At 71.1% G+C, this 25,269-nt stretch carries 21 protein-coding genes and 1 tRNA gene; 15 read left to right on the top strand and 7 right to left on the bottom strand.

Annotated features, from left to right (window positions below):
- Positions 1-12 precede the first annotated feature (12 nt).
- On the top strand, positions 13-2,979 hold the full coding sequence (locus ACIOEW_RS01275; protein WP_401960300.1) for an acyltransferase family protein: 2,967 nt from the start codon (positions 13-15) through the stop codon (positions 2,977-2,979).
- 9 nt (positions 2,980-2,988) lie between these two features.
- On the opposite strand, the gene ACIOEW_RS01270 is transcribed toward ACIOEW_RS01275, so the two are convergent.
- On the bottom strand, positions 2,989-3,615 hold the full coding sequence (locus ACIOEW_RS01270) for a TetR/AcrR family transcriptional regulator (RefSeq protein ID WP_362551613.1): 627 nt from the start codon (positions 3,613-3,615) through the stop codon (positions 2,989-2,991).
- Between the two features lie 94 nt (positions 3,616-3,709).
- Here ACIOEW_RS01270 and ACIOEW_RS01265 point away from each other — a divergent pair, with 94 nt between their 5' ends.
- Genes ACIOEW_RS01265 through ACIOEW_RS01250 form a run of 4 tightly spaced genes read left to right on the top strand, consistent with a single transcriptional unit; the run spans position 3,710 to position 9,561 of the window.
- Positions 3,710-5,317: a carboxyl transferase domain-containing protein gene (locus ACIOEW_RS01265; RefSeq protein ID WP_393058249.1), complete on the top strand. Its 1,608-nt coding sequence runs from the start codon at positions 3,710-3,712 to the stop codon at positions 5,315-5,317.
- A gap of 13 nt (positions 5,318-5,330) precedes the next feature.
- Positions 5,331-7,409 carry a biotin carboxylase N-terminal domain-containing protein gene (locus ACIOEW_RS01260; RefSeq protein WP_401961482.1) on the top strand — a complete coding sequence of 693 codons (2,079 nt, stop codon included), beginning with the start codon at positions 5,331-5,333 and terminating at the stop codon, positions 7,407-7,409.
- Positions 7,406-8,359: a hydroxymethylglutaryl-CoA lyase gene (locus ACIOEW_RS01255; protein ID WP_401960298.1), complete on the top strand. Its 954-nt coding sequence runs from the start codon at positions 7,406-7,408 to the stop codon at positions 8,357-8,359. The genes ACIOEW_RS01260 and ACIOEW_RS01255 overlap by 4 nt, the downstream gene beginning before the upstream one ends.
- Positions 8,360-8,394: 35 nt before the next feature.
- Complete coding sequence (locus ACIOEW_RS01250; RefSeq protein WP_362551604.1) at positions 8,395-9,561, top strand: acyl-CoA dehydrogenase family protein; 1,167 nt, start codon at positions 8,395-8,397, stop codon at positions 9,559-9,561.
- A 397-nt stretch (positions 9,562-9,958) separates the two neighbouring features.
- Here ACIOEW_RS01250 and ACIOEW_RS01245 read toward each other — a convergent pair whose 3' ends face one another.
- Positions 9,959-10,657 (bottom strand): MerR family transcriptional regulator, encoded by a 699-nt coding sequence (locus tag ACIOEW_RS01245; RefSeq protein ID WP_362551601.1) that lies wholly within the window; start codon positions 10,655-10,657, stop codon positions 9,959-9,961.
- Positions 10,658-10,744: 87 nt separating this feature from the next.
- On the opposite strand from ACIOEW_RS01245, the gene ACIOEW_RS01240 reads away from it, so the two are divergent.
- Positions 10,745-11,206, top strand: coding sequence for a DUF6194 family protein (locus ACIOEW_RS01240; RefSeq protein WP_401960295.1), 462 nt, complete (start codon positions 10,745-10,747; stop codon positions 11,204-11,206).
- An 81-nt stretch (positions 11,207-11,287) separates the two neighbouring features.
- On the opposite strand, the gene ACIOEW_RS01235 is transcribed toward ACIOEW_RS01240, so the two are convergent.
- The gene (locus ACIOEW_RS01235; protein ID WP_401960292.1) at positions 11,288-12,304 is read right to left on the bottom strand and encodes an NADPH:quinone oxidoreductase family protein; all 1,017 of its coding nucleotides are present in this window, start codon (positions 12,302-12,304) and stop codon (positions 11,288-11,290) included.
- A gap of 46 nt (positions 12,305-12,350) precedes the next feature.
- Entirely contained in the window at positions 12,351-12,758 is a 408-nt protein-coding gene (locus ACIOEW_RS01230) for a MerR family transcriptional regulator (RefSeq protein WP_401960290.1), read from the bottom strand.
- Positions 12,759-13,006: 248 nt separating this feature from the next.
- Between ACIOEW_RS01230 and ACIOEW_RS01225 the strand changes: the two genes are divergently transcribed.
- The 4 genes from ACIOEW_RS01225 (at position 13,007) to ACIOEW_RS01210 (ending at position 15,999) form a co-directional block, all read left to right on the top strand.
- Entirely contained in the window at positions 13,007-13,648 is a 642-nt protein-coding gene (locus ACIOEW_RS01225; RefSeq protein ID WP_401960288.1) for a GNAT family N-acetyltransferase, read from the top strand.
- Positions 13,645-14,004, top strand: a complete 360-nt coding sequence (locus tag ACIOEW_RS01220) for a hypothetical protein (RefSeq protein ID WP_401960286.1) — start codon at positions 13,645-13,647, stop codon at positions 14,002-14,004. Before ACIOEW_RS01225 ends, ACIOEW_RS01220 begins: the two co-directional genes overlap by 4 nt.
- Before the next feature lie 106 nt (positions 14,005-14,110).
- Complete coding sequence (locus tag ACIOEW_RS01215) at positions 14,111-15,142, top strand: ABC transporter substrate-binding protein (RefSeq protein WP_401960284.1); 1,032 nt, start codon at positions 14,111-14,113, stop codon at positions 15,140-15,142.
- A gap of 2 nt (positions 15,143-15,144) precedes the next feature.
- Positions 15,145-15,999 (top strand): siderophore-interacting protein, encoded by an 855-nt coding sequence (locus ACIOEW_RS01210; protein WP_401960283.1) that lies wholly within the window; start codon positions 15,145-15,147, stop codon positions 15,997-15,999.
- A gap of 196 nt (positions 16,000-16,195) precedes the next feature.
- Here ACIOEW_RS01210 and ACIOEW_RS01205 read toward each other — a convergent pair whose 3' ends face one another.
- A complete protein-coding gene (locus ACIOEW_RS01205; protein ID WP_362551580.1) occupies positions 16,196-17,857 on the bottom strand; it encodes a beta-N-acetylhexosaminidase in 1,662 nt (553 codons plus the stop codon).
- Positions 17,858-18,201: 344 nt separating this feature from the next.
- On the opposite strand from ACIOEW_RS01205, the gene ACIOEW_RS01200 reads away from it, so the two are divergent.
- Both ACIOEW_RS01200 and glmS read left to right on the top strand, forming a co-directional pair.
- The gene (locus tag ACIOEW_RS01200; protein WP_327711063.1) at positions 18,202-18,477 is read left to right on the top strand and encodes a hypothetical protein; all 276 of its coding nucleotides are present in this window, start codon (positions 18,202-18,204) and stop codon (positions 18,475-18,477) included.
- Positions 18,478-18,573: 96 nt separating this feature from the next.
- Positions 18,574-20,403 carry a glutamine--fructose-6-phosphate transaminase (isomerizing) gene (gene glmS / locus ACIOEW_RS01195; protein WP_362551577.1) on the top strand — a complete coding sequence of 610 codons (1,830 nt, stop codon included), beginning with the start codon at positions 18,574-18,576 and terminating at the stop codon, positions 20,401-20,403.
- A 111-nt stretch (positions 20,404-20,514) separates the two neighbouring features.
- Here the strand turns inward: glmS and ACIOEW_RS01190 are convergent, their stop codons facing one another.
- Both ACIOEW_RS01190 and ACIOEW_RS01185 read right to left on the bottom strand, forming a co-directional pair.
- On the bottom strand, positions 20,515-21,087 hold the full coding sequence (locus ACIOEW_RS01190; protein WP_362542989.1) for an acetate uptake transporter: 573 nt from the start codon (positions 21,085-21,087) through the stop codon (positions 20,515-20,517).
- 441 nt (positions 21,088-21,528) lie between these two features.
- Positions 21,529-22,050 carry a universal stress protein gene (locus ACIOEW_RS01185; RefSeq protein WP_362542992.1) on the bottom strand — a complete coding sequence of 174 codons (522 nt, stop codon included), beginning with the start codon at positions 22,048-22,050 and terminating at the stop codon, positions 21,529-21,531.
- A gap of 1,121 nt (positions 22,051-23,171) precedes the next feature.
- Between ACIOEW_RS01185 and ACIOEW_RS01180 the strand changes: the two genes are divergently transcribed.
- From ACIOEW_RS01180 to ACIOEW_RS01170, 3 genes are all read left to right on the top strand, one after another.
- Complete coding sequence (locus ACIOEW_RS01180) at positions 23,172-24,392, top strand: helix-turn-helix domain-containing protein (protein ID WP_362542994.1); 1,221 nt, start codon at positions 23,172-23,174, stop codon at positions 24,390-24,392.
- A 10-nt stretch (positions 24,393-24,402) separates the two neighbouring features.
- Positions 24,403-25,005: an oligoribonuclease gene (orn, locus tag ACIOEW_RS01175; protein ID WP_362542997.1), complete on the top strand. Its 603-nt coding sequence runs from the start codon at positions 24,403-24,405 to the stop codon at positions 25,003-25,005.
- Positions 25,006-25,131: 126 nt separating this feature from the next.
- Positions 25,132-25,204: transfer RNA gene (locus tag ACIOEW_RS01170), tRNA-His, on the top strand.
- The last annotated feature ends 65 nt before the right edge of the window (positions 25,205-25,269 follow it).

The raw sequence follows: 25,269 nt of genomic DNA, 5'->3' as shown, positions 1-25,269 counted from the left end.
GTCCTCGTAGCGATGCCCACCCTCGTCTCCTCCGGTCCGCGGACCGGAGGCAGCACCGTCGCCCGGCCGCCGTCCGGCGGGCCCGGATCCGGTGCCCCCGCTTCCCGCCGGCCGGCCTTCCGGCCCGACATCGAGGGGCTGCGCGCTTTCGCGGTCCTCTCGGTCCTCGCCTTCCACGCGTCCGTGCCGGGACTGGCCGGCGGATTCACCGGCGTGGACGTCTTCTTCGTCATCTCCGGCTATCTGATCACCGGGCTGCTGGTGCGGGAGGCCGTCACCACCGGCCGGATCCGGCTCGGTGAGTTCTTCTCCCGCCGGGCCCGCCGGCTGCTGCCCTCGGCCGCCGTGGTGCTCGTCGCGGTAGCGGTGGCCGGGGCCTGGCTGACCGTCCCGCTGCGCCGAACCGACCTGGAGAACGACGTCGTGGCGGCCGCACTTTCGGTGGCCAACTGGCGTTTCGTCCAGCAGCGGACCGACTACCTGGCCGCCGGGCAGGGCGAGAGCCCGCTGCTGCACTTCTGGTCGCTGGCGGTGGAGGAGCAGTTCTACCTCTGCTGGGCCCCCCTGCTCGCCGCGCTCGCACTCTTCACCGCCCGGGCGACGCGCCGGGGCCGCGCCCTGCGGCCCGTGGCGGCCGCCGTCACCGCCGTGCTGACGCTCGCCGGCTTCGCCCTCTCGCTGCACTGGACGGGTGACTCCGTCTCGCTGGCGTACCTCGGAACGCCTTCGCGCGTCTGGCAGTTCGGTGTCGGCGCCCTGCTGGCGCTGCTGCCGTGGCATCTGCTGCGCGGACCGCGCGCCCTGCGGCTGCTGTGCGGATGGGCGGGGGCGGCGGCCCTGGTGTGGTGTGTGCTCCGGTACGACACCGGCACGCCGTACCCCGGATACGCGGCGCTCGTCCCGACCCTGGCGACGGCCGCGGTCATCCTGGCCGGCATCCCCGGCCGGCACCCGGACGGGCCGGCCCGTCACGGGGTGGGACGGCTGCTGGGGTTGCGGGGTCCCCGGGCGGTCGGGCGGCTCTCCTACACGCTGTACCTCTGGCACTGGCCGGTCCTCGTTCTCGCCGAGGCACGGTTCGGCACGCTGGACTGGCCTGCCAGGGCGGCCCTGACACTGGCCGCGGTACTGCCCGCCGCGGCCACCATGCGCTGGGTCGAGCACCCGCTGCGGCAGAGCCGTACGCTCTCCGAACTCCCCCGGCGAGGACTCTCGCTGGGCGTCGCATCCGTCGTCATTCCGGTGGCCCTGGCGCTCGTGGTGGGCACGACGACGCTGCAGCTGCTGGGCCCGTCAGATCCGGTGGACGTGAAGGGGCTCCCGCCGGGGGCGGTCACCGGACCCTCGCTGCTGAGCCGGACCGGGACGCCTCCCAAGGGCGGGCCCGTGGTGCCGAGTCCGGTCCAGGCCCGCAAGAGCTTCCCGCCGGACGGGGCCTGCGAGGTGGCGCCGCCGGTTACCAGCAGCCCGCCCTGCCTGTTCGGGGCGGTGGACAGCCCCGACCGGATCGTCCTGCTCGGCGACTCGCACGCCGGGCAGTGGTTCTCCCCGGTGCTGAGCCTGGCGGCGAAGCGCGGCTGGGCCCTTCAGGAGCTCGTGAAGCAGGGCTGCCCGCTGCCGGAACTGTCGGTGGTGAACCCGCAGTTGGGGCGGACGTACCACGAGTGCGACACCTGGCGGGCCGACAGTCTGGCCCGGCTGGCGAAGGGCCCGAAGCCCCGCCTGATCGTGATCTCCTCGCTCAACCGCTACACCGACGACCAGCGCCTGCTGCTCAAGGGCTGGGAGAGGACGCTGAAGCCGCTGCGGGCGCTCGGGGTGCCGATCGTCCACATCGAGGACACCCCGGTGCCGGGCACCGACGTCCCCGCGTGCGTGTCCGGCCACCTCACGGACCCGGAGGCCTGCGCCTTCGACCGGGACACGGCCCGGTGGCCCGATCCACTGGCGGAGAAGGTGGCGTCCGGCGGGCTGCCGGGGGTGCGGAACGTGCAGGTGAACTCGGTGCTGTGCCCGGCCACGGGCCCGACATGCCCCGCGGTCCTGGACCGGATCCTGCTCTACCGGGACGACGCCCATCTGACCGATGTAGCGGCCGTGGTGCTGGCCCCCAGGCTCGAACGGCTGCTCATGAGGACCGGCGCGCCGTCCGCGGGCGGCTGGACCGAGCTGCTGCGCGAGGACTTCGACGGTCCGGCGGGCAGCCGCCCGGCCGCCTCCCGCTGGCTGTACGACCGCGGCACCTGCTACCCGGGCTGCCCGGCCCCGCAGTGGGGCACCGGGGAGATCGAGACGATGACGGACTCGACGGACAACGTCCGGCTGGACGGCAAGGGGGCCCTCGAAATCGTGCCCACGTTCCGCGCGGGGCGGTGGTACTCGGGCCGTGTCGAGTCCCGGCGCTCCGACTTCGTACCGCCGACCGGTGGCGTCCTGCGGATCGAGGCGTCGATCGCCCTGCCGGATGTCACGGGCGCGAAGGCGGGCGGCTACTGGCCGGCCTTCTGGACCCTGGGTGCCGGGCTGCGCGACGGCTACACGGGCTGGCCCGCCATCGGCGAGATCGACGTCATGGAGTCGGTCAACGGACGGGACTCCGTCTTCGGCACCCTGCACTGCGGCACGCCGGACGGCGGTCCCTGCAAGGAGCCGATGGGGCTCACCTCGCCCCGGCAGAAGTGCTCCGGCTGCCGCGGCGCGTTCCACTCGTACGCCGTGGAGGTCGACACCGCGCCCGGCGCCGAGGAGCTGCGCTGGTATCTGGACGGCCGGGTGTACCACCGGGTGAGGGCGTCCGCCATGGACGCGGCCACCTGGGACCGGGCGCTGAAGCAGGGCCAGTTCCTGATTTTGAACGTGGCGGTGGGCGGCGCGCTGCCGTCGGCCGACGGTGCCACCGCGGGCCCCTCCACCGAGGCCGGGCACCCGATGCGGGTGGCACGGGTCACCGTGTCGGCCCGGGAGGCGACCGGCTCCTGACCGGGGCGCTCAGGCGTCTTCCCGGGCCCCCGCCGCGGCGAAGGCGCCCCGCGCCAGCCGGTGCAGCAGCGCCGCCGTGTCCGTACGGCCGGGCAGCGCGCCGGGGCGGCCGAGGTGCGGGGTGGAGTTCAGCAGGCCGAAGACGGCGTGGACGGTGGCGCGGGCCTCGTACTCGGGGAGCGCCGGGTAGAGGTCGCGGACGACGGCCACCCACACCTCGACGTACTCGCGCTGGAGCCTGCGCACCCGCTTGCGGTCGGTGTCCCGCAGGCGGTCCAGCTCACGGTCGTGCAGGGTGATCAGAGGGCGGTCGTCGAGGGCGAAGTCGATGTGGCCCTCGATGAGCGCGTCCAGGAGCGCCTCGGGCGACCCGTCGCCCGAGGCCGCGTCCTCGGAGACCCGGAGCTCGCCGCCGGCCAGCAGCCGCTCACTGATGCCGACGAGCAGCTCGGCGAGCATCGCGTCCTTGCCGGGGAAGTGCCGGTAGAGGCCGGGGCCGCTGATGCCGACGGCGGCGCCTATCTCGTCGACGCCGACGCCGTGGAAGCCGCGCTCGGCGAAGAGGCGGGCGGCCTCCTTGAGGATCTGCTCGCGGCGGGTGGGGGCCGCGACGCGGGCGGCGGCATGGGTGCTCATGAGCAACCATTCTAGACAGAGGGGTTAGCGGTCGTTAACCTGAAGGTGTTAACGACCATTAACCACTGCGGTACGGGCAAGGGGGCTCGACAGGATGCAGCAGGCACCGGTGCTGGCGAGCGCGGCCGATCCCGCCTCGGAGGCCTGGCAGGCCAACGAGGCGGCGCATCACGCGCTCACCGACGAGCTGCGCAAGCGGCTCGCCACGGCCAGGCTCGGCGGGGGTGAGAAGGCCCGCGCCCGGCATGTGGCACGCGGCAAGCTGCTGCCCCGGGAGCGGGTGGACACCCTGCTCGATGCGGGCTCGCCCTTCCTGGAGCTGGCCCCGCTGGCGGCCGAGGGACTCTACGGGGGCGCCGCACCGGCCGCCGGGGTGATCGCCGGGATCGGCCGGGTGAGCGGCCGGGAGTGCGTGATCGTCGCCAATGACGCGACCGTCAAGGGCGGCACGTACTACCCGATGACCGTGAAGAAGCACCTGCGGGCCCAGGAGGTGGCGCTGGAGAACCGGCTGCCGTGTCTGTACCTGGTGGACTCCGGCGGTGCCTTCCTGCCGATGCAGGACGAGGTGTTCCCGGACCGGGAGCACTTCGGGCGGATCTTCTACAACCAGGCCCGGATGTCCGGGGCCGGTATCCCGCAGATCGCGGCGGTGCTGGGGTCCTGCACGGCCGGGGGCGCGTACGTCCCCGCGATGAGCGACGAGGCCGTGATCGTCCGCAACCAGGGCACGATCTTCCTGGGCGGGCCGCCGCTGGTGAAGGCCGCGACCGGCGAGGTCGTGACCGCCGAGGAGCTGGGCGGCGGCGAGGTCCACTCCCGTACGTCGGGCGTCACCGACCATCTCGCGGAGGACGACGCGCACGCGCTGCGCATCGTGCGCAACATCGTGGCCACCCTGCCGGACCGGGGCGCGCTGCCGTGGTCCGTGCAGCAGGCCGACGAGCCGAAGGTGGACCCCGCCGGTCTGTACGGGGCCGTCCCGGTCGACTCGCGCACCCCGTACGACGTGCGCGAGGTGATCGCCCGGGTCGTCGACGGCTCGCGTTTCGCCGAGTTCAAGGCGGAGTACGGGACGACACTGATCACCGGTTTCGCACACATCCACGGCCACCCGGTCGGCATCGTCGCGAACAACGGCATCCTGTTCTCCGAGTCCGCCCAGAAGGGCGCGCACTTCATCGAGCTGTGCGACCAGCGCGGCATCCCGCTCGTCTTCCTCCAGAACATCTCCGGCTTCATGGTCGGCCGCGACTACGAGGCGGGTGGCATCGCCAAGCACGGCGCCAAGATGGTCACGGCCGTCGCCTGCACCCGTGTGCCGAAGCTGACCGTGGTCGTCGGCGGCTCCTACGGCGCGGGCAACTACTCCATGTGCGGCCGGGCCTACAGCCCCCGCTTCCTGTGGATGTGGCCCAACGCGAAGATCTCCGTCATGGGCGGCGAGCAGGCCGCGTCCGTCCTCGCCACGGTCAAGCGCGACCAGCTGGGCGACGACTGGAGCGCCGAGGACGAGGAGTCCTTCAAGGCCCCGATCCGCGAGCAGTACGAGACCCAGGGCAACGCGTACTACGCCACCGCCCGGCTCTGGGACGACGGCGTGATCGACCCGATGGAGACCCGGCAGGTACTGGGGCTCGCCCTGACCGCGTGCGCCAACGCCCCGTTGGGCGACGCCGGCTTCGGCGTCTTCCGGATGTGAGGAAGAGATGACGATGTTCGACACGGTTCTCGTCGCCAACCGCGGCGAGATCGCGGTCCGGGTCATCCGGACCCTGCGCGAGCTCGGGGTGCGCTCCGTCGCCGTCTTCAGCGACGCGGACGCGGACGCCCGGCACGTACGGGAGGCCGATACGGCGGTACGGATCGGCCCCGCCCCGGCGGCCGAGAGCTACCTTTCGGCGGACCGGCTGCTGGAGGCCGCCCGTCGCACGGGCGCGCAGGCCGTCCACCCCGGCTACGGCTTCCTCGCCGAGAACGCGGGCTTCGCGCGAGCGTGCGTGGATGCCGGGCTGGTCTTCATCGGTCCGCCCGCCGCCGCCATCTCCCTGATGGGCGACAAGATCCGGGCCAAGGAGACAGTCGCCACGGCCGGGGTCCCGGTGGTGCCCGGCTCCACGGGCAGCGAGCTGACCGACGGCCAACTGGCCGAAGCGGCCCACGAGATCGGCATGCCGGTCCTGCTGAAGCCCTCCGCGGGCGGCGGCGGCAAGGGCATGCGCCTGGTCCGCGACGCGGCGCTGCTCGGGGACGAGATCGCCGCCGCCCGGCGCGAGGCGCGCGCCTCCTTCGGCGACGACACCCTGCTCGTGGAGCGGTGGATCGACCGGCCGCGCCACATCGAGATCCAGGTGCTGGCGGACGGGCACGGCAACGTGGTGCACCTCGGCGAGCGCGAGTGCTCGCTCCAGCGCCGCCACCAGAAGATCATCGAGGAGGCGCCGTCGGTCCTGCTCGACGAGAAGACCCGGGCGGCGATGGGTGAGGCGGCCGTGCAGGCCGCCCGCTCCTGCGGCTATGTCGGCGCGGGAACGGTGGAGTTCATCGTCCCGGGCAACGACCCGGCCTCGTACTACTTCATGGAGATGAACACCCGCCTCCAGGTCGAACACCCGGTGACGGAGCTGATCACCGGCCTCGACCTGGTGGAGTGGCAGCTACGGGTTGCGGCGGGCGAGCGACTCCCGTACACACAGCAGGACATCACCCTCACCGGGCATGCGGTCGAGGCCCGGATCTGCGCCGAGGACCCGGCCCGCGGCTTTCTGCCCTCGGGCGGCGCCGTGCTGGCCCTGCACGAGCCGCAGGGCGGCGGCGTGCGGACGGACTCGGGGCTCGCCGAGGGCGGCGAGGTCGGCAGCCTGTACGACCCGATGCTGTCCAAGGTGATCGCGTACGGCCCCGACCGGGCGACGGCGCTGCGCCGGCTGCGGGCGGCGCTCGCGGACACGGTGGTCCTCGGCGTCCCCACCAACGCGGGCTTCCTGCGCCGGCTGCTCGGCCACCCGGCCGTGGTGGCGGGCGACCTGGACACCGGGCTGGTGGAGCGCGAGGTGGACGCCCTGGTCCCGGACGGAGTCCCGGAGGAGGTGTACGCGGCCGCGGCGCTGCTGCGGCAGCACTCCCCCGCCGCCCGGACGGCCGGAGCCTGGACCGACCCCTTCTCGGCCGGTGACGGCTGGCGGCTCGGCGGCACCCCGGCGCGCACGGTGCGGCACTTCCGGATCCCCGGCCACGACCCGGTCCAGGTCGGCCTGCGGCCGTGCGGCGCGGGCGTGGAGCTGACGTTCGGCCACGTCGGCGAGGGCGCCCGGCCACCGGCCCCCGCCTCGGGCGCCTGCGGACCGCTGGGCCCGCTGCCGGGCGGCGCGGAGACGGCCAGGACCCTGTCCGCCGACGGGGGCCGGATCACGATCGAACTCGCCGGTGTCACACACGCGTTCGCGTACGCAGCCTCCCCGGAGGGCCACTGGCTCGGCCGGGACGGCGACACCTGGCACGTGCGGGACCACGACCCGGTGGAGGCGTCGCTGTCCGGCGCCGCCCGCTCCGGGGCGGACACGCTCGCCGCACCCATGCCCGGAACCGTCACCGTGGTGAAGGTGGCCGTCGGGGACGAGGTCGTGGCCGGGCAGAGCCTCCTCGTCGTGGAGGCGATGAAGATGGAGCACGTCATCTCCGCCCCGCACGCCGGCACCGTGACCGAGCTCGACGTCACCGCCGGGACCACGGTGGCCATGGACCAGGTACTGGCCGTGGTCGTGCCGGTCTCCGCCACCGGGGAGGAAGCATGACGACCACCGACCGCACCCTGCCCATGACCGTGGCCGCCCCGGACCTGCCCGCCCGGGTCCGTATCCACGAGGTCGGGGCCCGCGACGGGCTGCAGAACGAGAAGACGGTCGTGCCGACCGAGGTGAAGGCGGAGTTCATCCGCCGGCTCGCGGTCGCCGGCCTGACCACGATCGAGGCGACGAGCTTCGTCCACCCCAAGTGGGTGCCCCAACTGGCTGACGCGGAGCAGCTGTTCCCGATGCTCGGCGACATGGGGGAGTTGGGCGATGTGGCGCTCCCGGTCCTCGTGCCGAACGAGCGGGGACTGGACCGGGCACTGTCGCTCGGGGCGCGCAGGATCGCCGTCTTCGGCTCGGCGACGGAGACGTTCGCGGCCCGCAACCTCAACCGCACGATCGACGAGTCGCTCGCCATGTTCGAGCCCGTCGTGGCCCGCGCCAAGGCGGACAAGGTGCATGTGCGCGGCTATCTGTCGATGTGCTTCGGCGATCCGTGGGAGGGCCCGGTCCCCGTCCACCAGGTCGTCCGGGTCGCGAAGGCGCTGATGGACCTCGGCTGCGACGAGCTCTCGCTCGGCGACACGATCGGCGTCGCGACGCCCGGCCACGTACAGAACCTGCTGTACCGGCTGAACGAGGAAGGCGTGCACACCGACACGATCGGGGTGCACTTCCACGACACCTACGGACAGGCGCTGTCCAACACCCTCGCCGCGCTCCAGCACGGCGTGTCCACCGTGGACGCCTCCGCGGGCGGCCTCGGCGGCTGCCCCTATGCGAAAAGCGCGACCGGGAATCTCGCCACCGAGGATCTCGTGTGGATGCTCGACGGCCTCGGTATCGAGACCGGGGTCGACCTCGGCGAGCTCACCGCCACGAGCGTGTGGCTCGCCGGACATCTGGGCCGGCCGAGCCCGTCCCGTACAGTCCGCGCACTCGCGGCGCAGTGAACACCTTGAACACCCCACAAGGAGTGACCGCCCCCATGTCCCTGGACCACCGGCTGACCGCCGAGCACGAGGAACTGCGACGCACCGTCGAGGAGTTCGCCCACGACGTGGTCGCGCCGAAGATCGGCGACTTCTACGAACGCCATGAGTTCCCGTACGAGATCGTGCGCGAGATGGGGCGGATGGGCCTGTTCGGGCTGCCGTTCCCGGAGGAGTACGGCGGGATGGGCGGCGACTACCTCGCCCTCGGCATCGCCCTGGAGGAGCTGGCCCGGGTCGACTCGTCGGTGGCGATCACCCTGGAGGCCGGGGTCTCGCTCGGCGCGATGCCGGTGTTCCGCTTCGGCACGGAGGAGCAGAAGCGGCAGTGGCTGCCGAAGCTCTGCTCGGGCGAGGCACTCGGCGCGTTCGGCCTGACGGAGCCGGACGGCGGTTCGGACGCGGGCGGCACCCGGACGACGGCGGTGCGCGACGAGGCCGCGGGCGAGTGGGTGATCAACGGATCCAAGTGCTTCATCACCAACTCCGGCACGGACATCACCGAGTTGGTGACGGTCACGGCGGTGACGGGCCGCAAGGAGAACGGCGCCCCGCGCATCTCCTCGATCATCGTCCCGTCCGGCACCCCCGGCTTCACGGTCGCCGCCCCGTACTCCAAGGTCGGCTGGAACGCCTCGGACACCCGGGAGCTGTCCTTCTCCGACGTGCGCGTCCCGCTGGGGAACCTGCTGGGCGAGGAGGGCCGCGGCTACGCGCAGTTCCTGCGGATCCTGGACGAGGGCCGGATCGCCATCTCGGCGCTCTCGACGGGACTGGCGCAGGGCTGTGTGGACGAGTCGGTGAAGTACGCCGCCGAGCGGCACGCGTTCGGGAAGCCGATCGGCGCCAACCAGGCCATCCAGTTCAAGATCGCGGACATGGAGATGCGGGCCCACATGGCCCGGATCGGCTGGCGGGACGCGGCATCGCGGCTGCTGGCGGGTGAGCCGTTCAAGAAGGAGGCGGCGATCGCCAAGCTGTACTCCTCGACCGTGGCGGTGGACAACGCCCGCGAGGCGACCCAGATCCACGGCGGCTACGGCTTCATGAACGAGTACCCGGTCGCCCGGATGTGGCGCGACTCCAAGATCCTGGAGATCGGCGAGGGCACGAGCGAGGTGCAGCGGATGCTGATCGCGCGGGAGCTGGGGCTGCCTGCCTGACGGGGACGGCGGCGGGGCGGCGGTCGGTCCTGACCGACTGAACTGAACTGAACTGACTTGATCTTCAGCCCGCACGGCACGGCGTGGACGTGGGATCGCCGCCTTCTTCGTCCACGCCGCGCGGGCTTGGAGATCGGTTCAGGGGCTCGCTCCGGCGAGATCCGAACGATGCGGTGCGGTCGCGGCGTTCCAGGAGGCAGAGGTCCCAGCTGTCGGGGTCGCCGATGCGGCGAACAGCTTCGGGTGCTCGAACGTCCCGAGTACCTCCCGGGTGTGCGCCACGGTCCTCAATGATTCGTCGCGGTCGAGCGTCTCGACGCAAGTCGCCGTGGCCTTCCGTCCGCCGCGAGGACGAGTGTGCCGCCCTTGGAACTGCACCTTCCGGATATGGATTGCCTCAGGTCCGAGCCGAGGCGGCAAGGACGGCGGAGAGTGCGACGGCGGCGTCGAGGAGGGCGCGGGAACGAGTCTCGATGTGCGCGTCCCTGGCCGCCAGCGCGGCTCGGACGTCTTCCGACCGGAGCCCGCGCCGCAAGTCCGGCATCAGTGCCCGGAGTGGGCCGATGCGGTACCCGGCGCCGCGTAGCTGGTGGACGATCCGGGCATCCCTCGCCTGGGCCGGTGAGTACCGCCGTGTGTCCCTCGGGGGGACCCGGTCGGGAACGACGAGACCCTCGGCGTCCCAGTGCCGCAACGTCGAAGGGCGCACTCCCAGCACGGCAGCGAGTGCGGAGACACTCATCGCGTCCGACGGGCGTACGTCCTCGATGGGCTCGGCAGAGATCGCCGCTGCCGCCTCCTTGGCGAGCCTGAGGTCCGTACGCTCCCGGTCGAGCCGGGCGTGTGCCGCGTCAAGAAGGGCGAGCACCTCCGGGACGGGGCGCTGATGTACGGCACGTACGGTCCGCTTGGCCTCGACCGGACCCGTGCCGGCTGCGAGGGCGCGGTAGGCCAGCGCGGATTGCAGGTGCACCTCTCGGTAGATCCGATAGCCCGCAGCTGTACGTGTCGCCGGCGGCAGCACGCCGTCGCGCTCGAGATTGCGCACCTGCTGAACCGAGCATCCGGCACGTCGCGCGACATCGGCTGTGCGCATGGCCGACGATTTGAGGGTTGGCACCCGTCCTCCCCTTGATCTTCGGCTCCAAGTCTCCACAAGCACCTTAATGAAACGCTTGAGGACATGACCATCGACGAGATCATCGACTTCATGCTGGACCTCGACGGAGTCCTGGCCATCCGGCCGGGGCCCGACGACGGCTCACCGGAGATCAGCTGGGGCGATGCCTTCTTCTCCTACTCTCCTGACGCTGTCGCGCCGGCAACGGCTCAACCGTTCGCGACGATCGTGACGAAGAACTATCCGGGCGACGAGAGGTCGTGCCTGGACCGACCGGACACGTTCCGCGTCAATATCGCCGCCGGGAAGGAAGCCTTCATCGACCGGACCGGTCACGCACCACGCGTACCGGCCGCCGACGACGACCCCGGCGTCACCGATGCCGTGATGGCGCACCCCGTCTACGGCTCCGCAGGCTGGCTCGCGGTCGTGAATCCGGGCCGGCGGACCGACGCGGCCACCTGCGAGCTGCTCCTCGGCGCCTACCACCTCGCACGCTCTCGCCATGAGCGACGTACGGGTTGAGGACCCGGCCGCCACGTGGGATCGGGGCGGTTCCCGCCGCTGGGCAGGGCGGCGGGGCGGCAGGGCTTTGGAGGAGGGGCGCTAACGCCAGGGATCGAGCGCGTGCTTGCCGCGGGTCCGGCCGGCTTCGAGTTTCCGCAGCACTGACGCCCCCTCGGCCAGGGGGTGGACCTGGGGAGTGCCGGGCGGGTACACGCCGTGAGCGATGAGTGCCTCGATCTCGACGAGCAACGACTGGTAGAGGGACGGTGCCGCGGCCGCCAGCGCGCCGATGTGCAGGCCCTTGAGGTGAACCTGGTGGGTGAAGACCAGGTCGTGCGTGGTCACAGTGGCGTCGCCGGAGGCGGCACCGAAGACGACGACGCGTCCGGTGAAGGGTTTGGTGACCGCCAGGCTGGTCTCGAACGTGGCTTGTCCCACCGATTCCAGGACCAGGTCGACCCCACCGGTCAGGCGGCTGATCTCCGCGGCCAGATCGGGGCGCCCGCTGTCCAGGACTTCGTCGGCGCCGAGCGCTTCGACGGTGTCGTGCTTGGCCGGTGACGCCGTGGCGATCACGCGTGCACCGTAGTGGCGGGCAAGGCGGACGGCGGCCTGCCCCACTCCTCCGGCCGCGGCATGAACGAGCACCACCTCACCCGCCTTGATCTCGCCCAACGGCTTCAGCGCCGCCAAGGCGGTGGCCCAGTTCAGCACCAGGCCGAGGGCTTCGGCGTCGCTCCAGCCGGAAGGCACGGGGAGTGCGCCGGCGGCCGGCATCGTCATGTACTGCGCGAAGGCGCCCGGTCCGGCTCCGACGACGTGGGTGCCGAGCGGAAGCGGGCTCTCGACGTCCGGGCCGACGCCCACGATCTCGCCGGCGGCTTCGAAGCCCGCCACATAGGGCGCCTGCGGGCCTCCGCCGTATGTGCCACGGGTCTGCATGACGTCAGCGAAGTTGACCCCGGCGGCGCCCACGCGGATCAGGTACTCGCCGGGCCCCGGGGTGGGACGGCGCCGGTCCGTCGTGACGGCCAGGTCCTGCGGCCCTCGGTGCGACCGCTGGACCAGTGCTCGTACCGTCCGACCGGCGCTGTGCTGCTGCTCGTTGATCTCCATGCGCGAAACGTAGGAGTCTCACACTTGTGTCAAGGTCAAGTGGCCGTCACCGGCCGGTGCGACGAGCCTCCCGCAGGTAGGCATCGAGTGCCGCCTGCTGATCGCTGAGAATGGCGATACGCGCAGCAAGGCGATCGCGATGGGCCTGCACCTCGTGCAGGAACTCCTTATGCACCACGCCCGTGCCACCGTCCGAGCCACCATCCGCGCCACCGCCGGACCGGCCGGACCGGCCGGATCCGTCGGTGAGGCCGGGCAGGGCTTCTCTGATCAGCCGCACGGGCAGCCCGGACTCCAGCAGCGAACGGATGACGAGCACCTGGTCGACAGTGGACCGGCAGTAGTCGCGGAACCCGTTGCTGAAACGACCGGGGACGATCAAGCCCTCGTCCTCGTAGTGCCGCAACGACCGCGCGCTCACACCACTGGCTCTGGAAGCTTCGCCGATCTTCATACCTGGAGACAACGCCCGGGTGCACCCCGATCTTCCAGCACGCACAGCGACGCCGGCCGGACTTGATCCGGCGTCATCACCCTTATGTGCCACGCCTATTGGATGCGCGGGTGCGGACCGCGCTGATCGCGGGCTCCCCCTCAACCGGAGCCCATGACGCAGCTTCGCCTGGGCAGGATGGCGTCGATCAGGCCGGGAAGGCCGCAATTCGTTCGACAGCGGCCACCCCACCCCGGCAGAGTCCGTCCATGAAGCCGCAACACTGGCCCCTGTACGGGCTCCACATCCGCACCCCCCGCCTGGAACTCCGCCTGCCGGACCTGGAGTTGCTGGACGAGCTGGCCTCGGTCGCCGCCGACGGGGTGCACGCCCCGGATGTCATGCCCTTCACCGTCCCCTGGACCGACTGCCCGCCCGCCGGGCGCGCACAAGCCGTGTTCCAGCACGTGCTCAGCACCGTCGCCAACTGGTCGGCGCGCGACTGGTCGTTGAGCCTCGCCGTCCTGCACGAGGGACGGGTGGTGGGACGTCAGGACCTGATGGCGAAGGACTTCGCGGTGACCGGAGAGGTCAGCACCGGTTCCTGGCTGGGGCTCGCGCACCAGGGCCGTGGCATCGGCACCGAGATGCGGGCCGCCGCCCTGCATCTCGCCTTCGCGGGTCTCGGCGCGGGTACGGCCGTCTCGGCCGCGATGACGGACAACCCGCGCTCGCTGGGGGTCTCGCGGCGGCTCGGCTACCTCCCTGACGGACTGACGGTCGCCGCACTGCGGGGCGAACGGGTCACACTCCAGCGGCTGCGCCTGGAGCGCGCGCGGTGGGAGGAGCACCGCTCGGCCGAGGTCACGGTCGACGGGCTCGACGGCTGCCGGGCGATGTTCGACGCATGACCCTCCTGGTGCACACCTACGTACGGGGCCGGAGCGGCGAGGACCACTTCCTCGACGATCCCGACCACGGGCGGACACTCGCCGGGTTCGAGAGCAGCAGGACCAAGCTGTGGGGCTCGCAGCCGGTACGTGACCTCGGGGCCCGGTTCCTGCCCCAGCTGGCCACCGCCAACCTCTGCGTGGATCCGGAGGACGTCCCGGACTTCCTCGCCGAGTGCGAGCTGCTGCGCGGCCACATCGCGGCGCTCGCCGCGCACAGCGGCTACTTCGACGACTACGTGGCGACGCGGCTGGCCAACATCACGGCCGCCGCGGTGCGCGCCCAGGACGTAAACGGCGGGGTCATCGTGTGGTGAGAGGGGCCGGGGGCATCGGCGGGCTCGACAGTTCGTGAGGTTAGGCTAACCTTCGCTCGAACTTGTCACCGGCCGGTCTCCGGCTCGTACGAAAGCGGATTCCGTCATGCGCACTGCCCGAGTGTCCCGTCCCACCCGCCGCGGCCTGCTGGCCATGGGCGGCGCCGTTGGTCTGGGCGCCGTGCTGGCGGCCTGTGGTGACAGCGACTCGAAGGACTCCGGTTCCACCACCTCCAAGGGCGCCGACGCCGGGCCGTGGAGTTTCAAGGACGACCGCGGGCAGACCGCCGAGGCCAAGTCCGTCCCGAAGAACATCGTCGCCTTCACCGGTGTCGCCGCCGCCCTCCACGACTACGGCGTCGAGGTCAAGGCCGTCTTCGGCCCGACGAAGACCACGGACGGCAAGGCCGACGTGCAGGCCGGCGACCTGGACATCAGCAAGGTCGAGATCCTCGGCAACGTCTGGGGCGAGTTCAACGTCGAGAAGTACGCGGCGCTCGGCCCGGAGCTGCTGGTCACCGCGATGTGGGAGAAGGACGCCCTCTGGTACGTGCCGGACGCGTCCAAGGACAAGATCCTTAAGCTCGCCCCGAGCGTCGCCCTGTGGGCCGCCCAGACCACGATCCCCAAGGCCATCCAGCGCCACGAGGACCTCGCCGCCTCGCTCGGCGCCGACGTGAAGGCCAAGACGGTCACCGACGCGAAGGCCCGCTTCGAGAAGGCCGCGGCCCGGCTGCGCGCCGCCGCGAAGTCCAAGCCGAACCTCAAGGTCCTGATCGGCTCGGCCAGCCAGGACCTTTTCTACGTCTCGCTCGCCAAGATGTCCCCCGACACCCTGTACTTCCAGGAGCTGGGCGTGAAGTTCGTCGAGCCGAAGGTGAACGCGGCGGGCTTCTTCGAGGAGCTGAGCTGGGAGAACGTCGACAAGTACGAGGCCGACATCATCATGATGGACAACCGGTCCTCGGCCCTGCAGCCCGAGTCCCTGACCTCCAAGCCGACCTGGACGCAGCTGCCCGCGGTCAAGGCCGGACAGGTCATCCCGCGTACCACCGAGCCGATCTACAGCTACGACAAGTGCGCTCCGATCCTCGAGGGCCTCGCGAAGGCCATCGAGGACGCGAAGAAGACCGCCTGACCATGACGACCGCCGCCACCTCCGACGTCGATCCCTTCCGGCTCTTCCGGCTGACCGTCCTGCGCACCAGGCGGCTGGGGCCGTCGATGCTGCGGATCACGTTCGGCGGAGCGGGGCTCGAGGGGTTCGCCTCCGGGGGCCGCGATCAGAGCCTTTCGCTGTTCCTCCCGCACCCCGGACAGGCGGAACCAGTCGTTCCGGTCGATAACGAGGGCAACTGGTTCGCCCCCTGGCGTGCACTTCCGGCCGAGGTGCGGGCCGTGCTGCGCTCGTACACGGTCCGCGCGCAGCGTCGCACCGCCGGCGGTGCGGCCGGCGAGATCGACATCGATTTCGCGCTTCACGAGGACGGTGGCCCGGCCTGCCGCTGGGCCGCCGCGGCCTCCCCCGGCGATGTCCTCAAGGCGCTCGGACCGGCCGTCGAGGACAACACGGCGGTCCGTTTCCGTCCGCCCGAGGACACCGACTGGGTGCTGATCTGGGCCGACGAGACGGCACTGCCGGCCGCGACGGCCGCCCTGGAGTGGCTGCCGGCCCGTCTGCGGGCCCGGGTCTGGCTGGAGGTCCCGCACTCCGGGGACCGCCGGACGGTCGACACCCCGGCCGACGCCCGGATCAGCTGGCTGGTGCGGGACGAGGACGCGCCGGACGCCGTGGAGGCCGTGCGCGCGGCGGAACTCCCTGAGGGAACGCCGTACGTCTGGATCGCGGGCGAGGCGTCCACGGTGCGCGCGTTGCGGCGGCACCTGGTGCGGGAGCGCGGTATCGACCGCAAGCGGGTGACGTTCGTGGGCTACTGGCGTCGCGGTCTGAGCGAGGAGCAACTGCGCGAGGAAGCCACCGCTTCGAGCGACTGAGCCCGTCCGGAACATTCGAGCCCGTCCGGCGACCGAGGACGTCATCGACAGCCCGTCCGGCGCTTGAGGACAACGCACCGAGCCCGTCCGACGCTTGGAAACAGCGCGCCGAGCCCGTCCGACGCCTGGGAACAACGCACCGGGCCCGTCCGGCGCTTGAGGGCATCCCCCAACCGCCGGACGGCCCCGGCCCCGCTCACCCCGCCGCAGCCGGCTCCGCCGGCCACGGCACCTGGGGCGACCGGTAGTAGTCGATCCCCAGCGCGGTGAACCGCGGCCCGAGCGCCGCCAGCCGCACCTTGTAGGTGTCCCAGTCGTGCGTCTCGGCCGGGGACCAGCCGAGCTCCGCCGCGCCGGGCAGCCTCGGGAACGCCATCACGTCGATGTCGTCGCTGTCGGTCAGCGTCTCCGACCAGATCGGCGCCTCGACCCCGAGCACCGCGTCCGCCGGGGTGTCGGCGAGATACGTCGCCGGGTCCCAGTCGTACGAGCGCTGCACCTCGACCAGGCCGGCCCACTTCAGGCCCAGCTCGGTCTGGTCGTTGTACTTCATGTCGAGGTACACCCGGTCCGCCGGTGACAGCACCAGCCTGGTGCCGTTCTTCGCCGCGTCCGCCACCTGCTGCCGGTCCGCCGCGCTCGTCTTGTCATAGCCCCAGTACTGGGCCACCGCGCCCTCGACCGGCGTGGCCCCGGTGAGCTGGTGCCAGCCCATCACGGTCTTGCCGTACTTCCCGACGACGGCCTGCGCCTTCTCCATGATCTTGGCGTAGTCCTCGTGGCTGGTGGAGTGGGCCTCGTCACCGCCGATGTGGATGTATCTGCCCGGCGTCAGTTCGGCCACTTCACGGATGACGTCGTCGATGAACCGGTACGTGACGTCCTTGGCCGCGCACAGCGAGCTGAACCCGACCTTGGTCCCGGTGTAGAGCGGCGGCGCGACGCCGTCGCAGTTCAGCTCCGCGTACGAGGCGAGGGCGGAGTTGGTGTGACCGGGCATGTCGATCTCCGGCACCACCTCCAGATAGCGGGAGGCCGCGTAGCGCACGATCTCCTTGTACTGGGCCTTGGTGTAGTAACCGCCGGGTCCGCCGCCGACCTCCGTGGAACCGCCGTACGTGGCCAGTTGCGGCCAGGAGTCGACGGCGATCCGCCAGCCCTGGTCGTCGGAGAGGTGCAGGTGGAACGTGTTCATCTTGTACAGCGCGATCTGGTCGATGTAGCGCTTGACCTCGGCGACCGAGAAGAAGTGCCGCGAGACGTCGAGCATCGCGCCGCGGTAGGCGTAGCGCGGCGTGTCGGTGATGCTGCCGCCCGCGACCCTCCACGGCCCCTTCTGGCGGCTGTCACGCTCCACCTGGGCCGGCAGGAGCTGACGCAGCGTCTGGACGCCGTGGAAGAGCCCTGCGGGCTTGCGGGCGGTGATGGTGACGGCGCCCCGCCCTGCGGTCAGGGTGTAGCCCTCGGCGCCCAGCCCGCTGTCGTGGGAGCCGAGCCGGAGCCGGATGCCGTCGGAACCGGCCCGTCCGGTGACCGGCAGGGCGTATCCGGTGGAGGGGCGCAGCACGCCCGCCAGGTATTCGCCGATCTTCCGGGCCTCGCCGGACGAGCCGTCGACGCGGATCCTGGTGGCGCCGGTGATGGAGTACGGGGATCCGCCCGGCCTCACCGAAGCGGGGGCGGGGACGACCTGGCCCAGCGGGCTGGGCGCCGATGCGGCCGGGCCACTGCTCGCCGCGGACGCCGTGGGAGCCACGCACGCGGTGGAGATGCCGGCCGCCGTGACGAGAAGCAGCGAGCCGAGAAGACGGGGTAGAGCACGGGGAAGAGCACTGCGCTGCGCCGTGTGCAGTCTCACAAGCCGGGTCCCTTTCTACTGGTTCACACCTGGATCTCCTGACCATTCGAACCGTCACCATGCGTACCGCGTGCCTCACGGATGGTCAAGGTGTAGACCACTTCCCCGCATTGCCCGCGCCTGAACGTGGCCGAGCCGTCAGGGGCATCTGGCCGAATCGGCCCCGCCTCCCCCACCTCCCCCCAGACCTCTCCGCGCTCGACGGCCCCGGAGGGTGCCGCAGATGCCGACGCGGGCGCACCGAAGTCGCCCAGAACATCAAAAGGAGCACTGCTTGACCCGATCCCTGCCCGATATCGGGCAGGATTGTTGCGCCGGAGGCTCTTCCGCCGCAATATCGACGAGTGCTCGAACGCCGCTCGTCGTACGACGACCTCATTGACCACCTGGTGCGCAGCACCGCGCTCCCGCGCGGTGAGGCAGCCCGGGTGATCCTCGACGTGCTCGCCTACTTCGACGAGACGACCGATACCTTCGTCCGCCGGCGCCACCGTGAACTGCAGTCCGGTGGCCTGGTCAACACGGAGATCTTCGAACGGATCTCGGCCGAGCTGCCGCACCGGGCGGTCGCACCGCCGGAGCTCTCGCTCCGCCAGCTGCGCCGCATCGTCTACGGCTGAGACCGGCCCGCCCACGGCCGGGCACCCCTTCACCTGCTTGCACCAGCATGTCCTTACTTGTTCACATCTGTACTTCGATGGAGAGGCAGAGACTCTATGTGCGGAATCGTCGGCTATATCGGAAAGCGTGATGTGGCTCCGCTGCTGCTGGAGGGTCTGCAGCGGCTGGAGTACCGGGGTTACGACTCCGCGGGCATCGTCATCACCGGGAAGCCGGCGGCCGGCAAGCCCGCCGCGCTGAAGGTGGCCAAGGCCAAGGGCCGGGTCCGCGAGCTGGAGGCCCGCGTACCCAAGCGATTCGCCGGCACCACCGGCATCGCCCACACCCGCTGGGCCACCCACGGCGCCCCGAGCGACGAGAACGCCCACCCCCACCTGGACGCCGACAGCAAGGTCGCCGTCGTCCACAACGGCATCATCGACAACGCCTCCGAGCTCCGCGCGAAGCTCGTCGCCGACGGCATCGTCTTCCTCTCCGAGACCGACACCGAGGTGCTGGTCCACCTGATCGCCCGCTCGCAGGCGGACACCCTGGAGGAGAAGGTCCGCGAGGCGCTGAAGTCCGTCGAGGGCACGTACGGCATCGCCGTCCTGCACGCCGACTTCAACGACCGCATCGTCGTCGCCCGCAACGGCTCCCCGGTCGTGCTCGGCATCGGCGAGAAGGAGATGTTCGTCGCCTCCGACGTCGCGGCCCTGGTCGCACACACCCGCCAGATCGTCACCCTGGACGACGGCGAGATGGCCACCCTCAAGGCCGACGACTTCCGCACGTACACCACCGAGGGCTCGACCACGACGGCCACGCCCACCACGGTGGAGTGGGAGGCCGAGTCGTACGACATGGGCGGCCACGACACGTACATGCACAAGGAGATCTCCGAGCAGGCCGACGCCGTGGACCGCGTGCTGCGGGGCCGTATCGACGACCGCTTCTCCACCGTGCACCTGGGGGGCCTGAACCTGGACGCCCGCGAGGCCCGCGGGGTCCGCCGGATCAAGATCCTGGGCTGCGGCACCTCGTACCACGCGGGCATGATCGGCGCCGGCCTCATCGAGGAGCTGGCCCGCATCCCCGCGGACGCCGAGCCCGCGTCCGAGTTCCGCTACCGCAACCCGGTCGTGGACCCCGACACCCTGTACGTCGCCGTCTCCCAGTCCGGTGAGACGTACGACGTGCTGGCCGCCGTCCAGGAGCTCAAGCGCAAGGGCGCCCGCGTCCTCGGCGTCGTGAACGTCGTCGGCTCGGCGATCGCCCGCGAGGCCGACGGCGGCATGTACGTCCACGCGGGCCCCGAGGTCTGCGTCGTCTCCACCAAGTGCTTCACCAACACCGTGGTCGCCTTCGCGCTGCTCGCCCTGCACCTGGGCCGCATCCGCGACCTGTCGGTCTCCGACGGCAAGCGGATCATCGAGGGGCTGCGCAGGCTGCCCGAGCAGATCGGTCAGATCCTCGAGTCGGAGGACGAGATCAAGAAGCTGGCCGAGGAGTACGCGGGCGCGCAGTCGATGATGTTCATCGGCCGCGTCCGGGGCTACCCCGTCGCACTGGAGGCCTCCCTGAAGCTCAAGGAGATCTCGTACATCCACGCCGAGGCCTATCCCGCCTCGGAGCTGAAGCACGGCCCGCTCGCGCTCATCGAGCCGGCGCTCCCCACGGTCGCGATCGTCCCGGACGACGACCTCCTGGAGAAGAACCGCGCGGCCCTGGAGGAGATCAAGGCCCGCAGCGGCCGCATCCTGGCCGTGGCCCACCGCGAGCAGGAGAAGGCCGACCACACGATCCTCGTCCCGAAGAACGAGAACGAGCTGGACCCCATTCTGATGGGCATCCCGCTCCAGCTCTTCGCCTACCACACGGCGCTGGCCATGGGCCGGGACATCGACAAGCCGCGCAACCTGGCGAAGTCCGTCACCGTCGAGTAGTCACGTCGTCACGGACGCCGAGAGCGGCCCCGCACCCACTTCTGCCGTGGGTGCGGGGCCGCTCTCCCGTGCGGGCCGGTGCCGCCCCGGACCGGCCCGCGGGCCGCTGCCTCAGCCGGTGGCCGTCACTCCTCGGCCGGCAGCACGCTTCGGCACCGCCGTCGGCCAATGGGCCAGGGCCGCCGTCGCTCCGTACCAGGCGGCGAGACCGGCCGCCGCGGCGAACCAGCCGCCCGCCTTGCCCAGGAAGCCGCTGTCCGCGAACTGCCCGACGCCCAGCAGCACAAGGGCCACGAACAGCAGTCCGTACGTCCCCTGGCCGAGCAGACCGCGCCCGGACGCCCCGAGCGTCAGCGTGAGCGCGAACAGGGCCCAGAGCAGCAGGAACAGCCCTGCCGCATGGTCCGACACCCGGGCGTCGGCACCGGTGCCCCAGGTGAACCAGAAGGCGCCCAGTCCGGCGAACGCGGTGCCGTTGAAGCCGTTGCCGCCGCGGAACTCCAGGAGTCCGGCGACGAACAGAGCGATACCGCCGACATACAGCGCGAGCGAGACGGCATCGGCCGCCGTCACCCCGTCCACGGCCCCGGTGTGACCGATCCCGAATGCCAACAGTGTGAGTCCCAGGGCGAGATGGCCGAGGGTGGAGGTGCTGGTGTTTCCCGCAGAGACGTCGTTGTCCACGGCGGGCTCCCTTCACATGCAATCGTGCTGTTTCCAGTGGCGTTTATGTACCCTTCACAAACGCACAATCCACATCTACGGACCGGTAGCTTCGCCTTTTCCGCTGTTTCCGTAGTCGAGTTGACGCCATGTCCGCTCGGCCTCGACGGAAACAGACCGGCCGTTGGCCGAAGTCGATCACCTCCGGGCGCGGAACCGATCCGAAGCAGACCGCCCGTCCCCGGCGACGCGGTGAACGGGCGGAAGGCGCGGAGGCGCGGAGGCGCGGAGGGAAGGCGTCCCACGGAGACCGTGGGCGGCGGCAGCAGTTGATGCGGCGGGGGCACGGGCCGCGGAGGCGGCCACCGGCCCAGGGCGCGGAAGTACGAGGGCGACTGCCGGAGCAGACAGTTACCGGAGCGGGCGGCTACCGGAGCAGGCGGCTACTGACTCAACGGACCACTACGGGATGACGACGACCGGGCGCTGCGCGCGGCGCGCCAGCCGCCCCGCCACCGAGCCGAAGATCCGGCCGACGATCCCGTGCGTGGAGCCCACGACGATCGCGTCGGCCGAGTACTCCCGGCCGACCTCCTCCAGCTCGTGACAGATGTCCCCGCCGCGCTCGACGAGCACCCACGGCACCTCGGAGAGGTATTCCGCGCAGGCGAGCTCCAGGCCGAGGACCTCGGTGCGGTGATCGGGGACGTCCACGAAGACGGGCGGCTCGCAGCCTGCCCAGACGGTGGTCGGCAGCCGGTTGGCGACATGCACGATGATCAGGCCGGAGCCCGTCCGCCGGGCCATGCCGATGGCATACGCGAGGGCCCGCTCACTGGAGGTCGAGCCGTCGAAGCCGACGACGACACCGTGCCGGAAGGCGGGATCGCAGGAATGACATGCTTCTTCGGCCGCCTGCTGGTCCGACAGAGGGTCGGCTACCTGCTTGCGGTCCGCGGGTTCGGGGATTTCGTGACCGGCCATCGGTGTCTCGGCGAAGAGAGTCCTCGTGAGGAGAGCGACGTGGAGAAGGTGCGTCAGCGGGCGGTGTAGTGGTGTCCGGGAATCATCTTCCCAACCCCTTACCCCCAAGGGTACGGCTGCACTCCTCCGCTGCCAGACCCGCGCAAAGCGCGTGCGACGTTTCACGGAGCATGCCCGAGACCGGGCCCCTATGGCAATGCCGGTTGCGCGGTACACCGACGTCACGGCCCCCGGACGGCCGCAATCGGTGACCGGCCGGGGCCCGGCCCGTCAGCCACGTGACCACGCCCCGCGCACCTGTCGCGGCGCCCTCCGCCGCTCCGTACCGACCGGAGCGGCACCCGAGCCGCCCAGGGAGCACCTCGTGCCCGCCGCACCCGCCCCGCCCAGGGAGCACCCCGTGTCCGCACCCGCCCCGCCCACTCCTCCGGAACCCGCCGCACCGCCGGTGACCGATGTGGTCCGCTGGGCGGCATGCGGCTGCCTACTGGTGCCCGTCGCCCTCCTCGCCCACGGGGGCTCCGCCGGCGGCGCCGCGACCGTCCGCTCGGCCTGGCCGCCGTCACCGTGGTCTGCCGGGTACTGCTCCGCCGGGTCCGCCCGTGCGGCCGTCGGCACAGCCACCCGCACGAGCGACTGTTCCACCTCCCATTCCACCTCCCGTCCGGGCTCCCGTTCAACCGAGGGGGCGCACAGGAGTGACCGCACCTCTCGGGTCGTGCGCCGGTAGAACGACTGATTTCCGCACACGCGACCGTACGTTTTCAGCCAACTTCTAGTCTCGGTCGAATCCTTGCCGAAATGGCCGATCAACCCCCTTGCCAGCAGGCAGGAAGAGACCGAGCGGTACGCTTCCACCCCATGGGGACGGGCCATGAACGTCAGGCGCACTTCCCTGCACGACTCACGAGTGAAACGCTTCGTGATCGAATGCTTCCCGCCAGGTTGCCTTGTCGACATAAAGCCGGTTGGTGAACTTGTCACGACGGCACCACGGGACGCAGTAGATTCGATCTTGGGTGTCGAAGGCTGGGGACTCGTGCACGACCGAGGGGACATGTGCAGGTGCGACAGGCCCGTAAGGACCAGGAAGACGCGAACACCGAGGGGGGCTTAGCGTCATGAGCCAGGACTCCGCCACCGCAACGGAGGCTGTACGGAAGCTGAGCGGGCGCCGACGCCGTGAGGTGGTCGCCGTTCTGTTGTTCAGCGGTGGCCCCATCTTCGAGAGCTCCATTCCGCTCTCGGTGTTCGGGATCGACCGCCAGGACGCGGGAGTTCCGCGTTATCGGTTGCTCGTGTGCAGCGGCGAAGAAGGACCGCTGCGCACCACGGGGGGACTCGAACTGACCGCGCCCTACGGGCTGGAGGCGATCAGCAGGGCCGGCACCGTCGTGGTGCCCGCCTGGCGCTCGATCACCTCGCCGCCGCCCGTGGAGGCGCTCGACGCGCTGCGCCGCGCCCACGAAGAGGGCGCGCGCATCGTGGGGCTGTGCACGGGGGCCTTCGTGCTCGCCGCGGCCGGGCTGCTGGACGGCCGCCCGGCGACCACGCACTGGATGTACGCACCGACGCTGGCCAAGCGCTACCCGTCGGTGCACGTCGATCCGCGCGAGCTCTTCGTCGACGACGGCGATGTGCTCACCTCCGCCGGTACGGCGGCAGGGATCGACCTCTGTCTGCACATAGTCCGCTCGGACCACGGCACGGAAGCCGCCGGGGCACTGGCCCGCCGGCTCGTCGTGCCGCCGCGGCGCAGTGGCGGCCAGGAGCGCTATCTCGACAGATCTTTACCGGAGGAAATCGGCTCCGACCCGCTCGCCGAGGTCGTCGCCTGGGCGCTGGAGCATCTGCACGAGCAGTTCGACGTGGAGACGCTGGCCGCGCGCGCCTACATGAGCAGGCGGACCTTCGACCGGAGGTTCCGCTCGCTCACCGGCAGCGCACCGCTCCAGTGGCTGATCACCCAGCGGGTGCTGCAGGCGCAGCGGCTGCTGGAGACGTCCGACTACTCGGTCGACGAGGTCGCGGGCCGCTGCGGCTTCCGCTCGCCGGTCGCACTGCGCGGACACTTCCGGCGTCAGCTGGGTTCCTCGCCTGCCGCGTACCGGGCCGCGTACCGGGCTCGTCGTCCGCAGAGCGGTGGCCCGGAACAGGTCCTCATGGCGAGCGAACCGGTGGTGCCCGCCCAGGCCTCCGCGAGCCGTCGTGCCCCGGTGCCGGCTTCGGGTGGGCCGTCCACGGCCGCTGCGGACGCGGGCCGCGGGGAGCACGGGAAGCCGGGCTCCGAGGCGTACGCCGCGGGCCGCCCGGCCCTGCCGGGACAGCGGAGCGCCCCGTAGGGTGGGGCGTATGAACGACCGCATGGTGTGGATCGACTGCGAGATGACCGGGCTCTCGTTGACGGAAGACGCACTCATCGAGGTGGCCGCACTGGTCACCGACTCGGAGTTGAACGTGCTCGGCGAAGGGGTGGACATCGTGATCCGCCCGCCGGACGCGGCGCTGGAGACCATGCCCGAGGTGGTGCGGCAGATGCACACCGCCTCGGGCCTCCTCGACGAGCTGGCCGGGGGTACCACCCTGGCCGACGCCGAGGAGAAGGTCCTGGCCTATGTCCGCGAGCATGTGAAGGAGCCCGGCAAGGCCCCTCTCTGCGGGAACACGGTCGGTACCGACCGTGGCTTCCTGTCGCGGGACATGCAGTCGCTGGAGGGCTACCTCCACTACCGGATCGTCGATGTCTCCTCGATCAAGGAGCTGGCCCGCCGCTGGTTCCCGAGGGCGTACTTCAACAGTCCGGAGAAGAACGGCAACCATCGCGCGCTCGCGGACATCCGTGACTCCATCACGGAGCTGCGGTACTACCGCGAGGCCGTCTTCGTCCCGCAGCCGGGTCCGGACTCGGAGCGCGCGAAGTCGATCGCTGCGCGCCTGTCGCAGCCCCCGGCCTAGGTCCTTGGGAAAGCCGCTGGTCACGGCCTTTTCGGGGGCCGGGACCGGCGGCAGATCAATGGGGGCGCGAGCACCCTCTCAGACCCTGTACACTTTTTCTCGGCCGGTCGGAAACGCCCGGACATGGTGGGTATAGCTCAGACGGTAGAGCACCTGGTTGTGGTCCAGGATGTCGCGGGTTCGAGTCCCGTTACTCACCCTGAATGATCAAGGGCCGATTCGCGAAAGCGGATCGGCCCTTCGTCATGTGCGGGGCCGGTCCGT

Source organism: Streptomyces sp. NPDC087901 (assembly GCF_044742205.1).
GTDB lineage: Bacteria > Actinomycetota > Actinomycetes > Streptomycetales > Streptomycetaceae > Streptomyces.
Note: the sequence above shows the minus strand (reverse complement) of the source record. Positions and strands in the feature narration are given on the sequence as shown.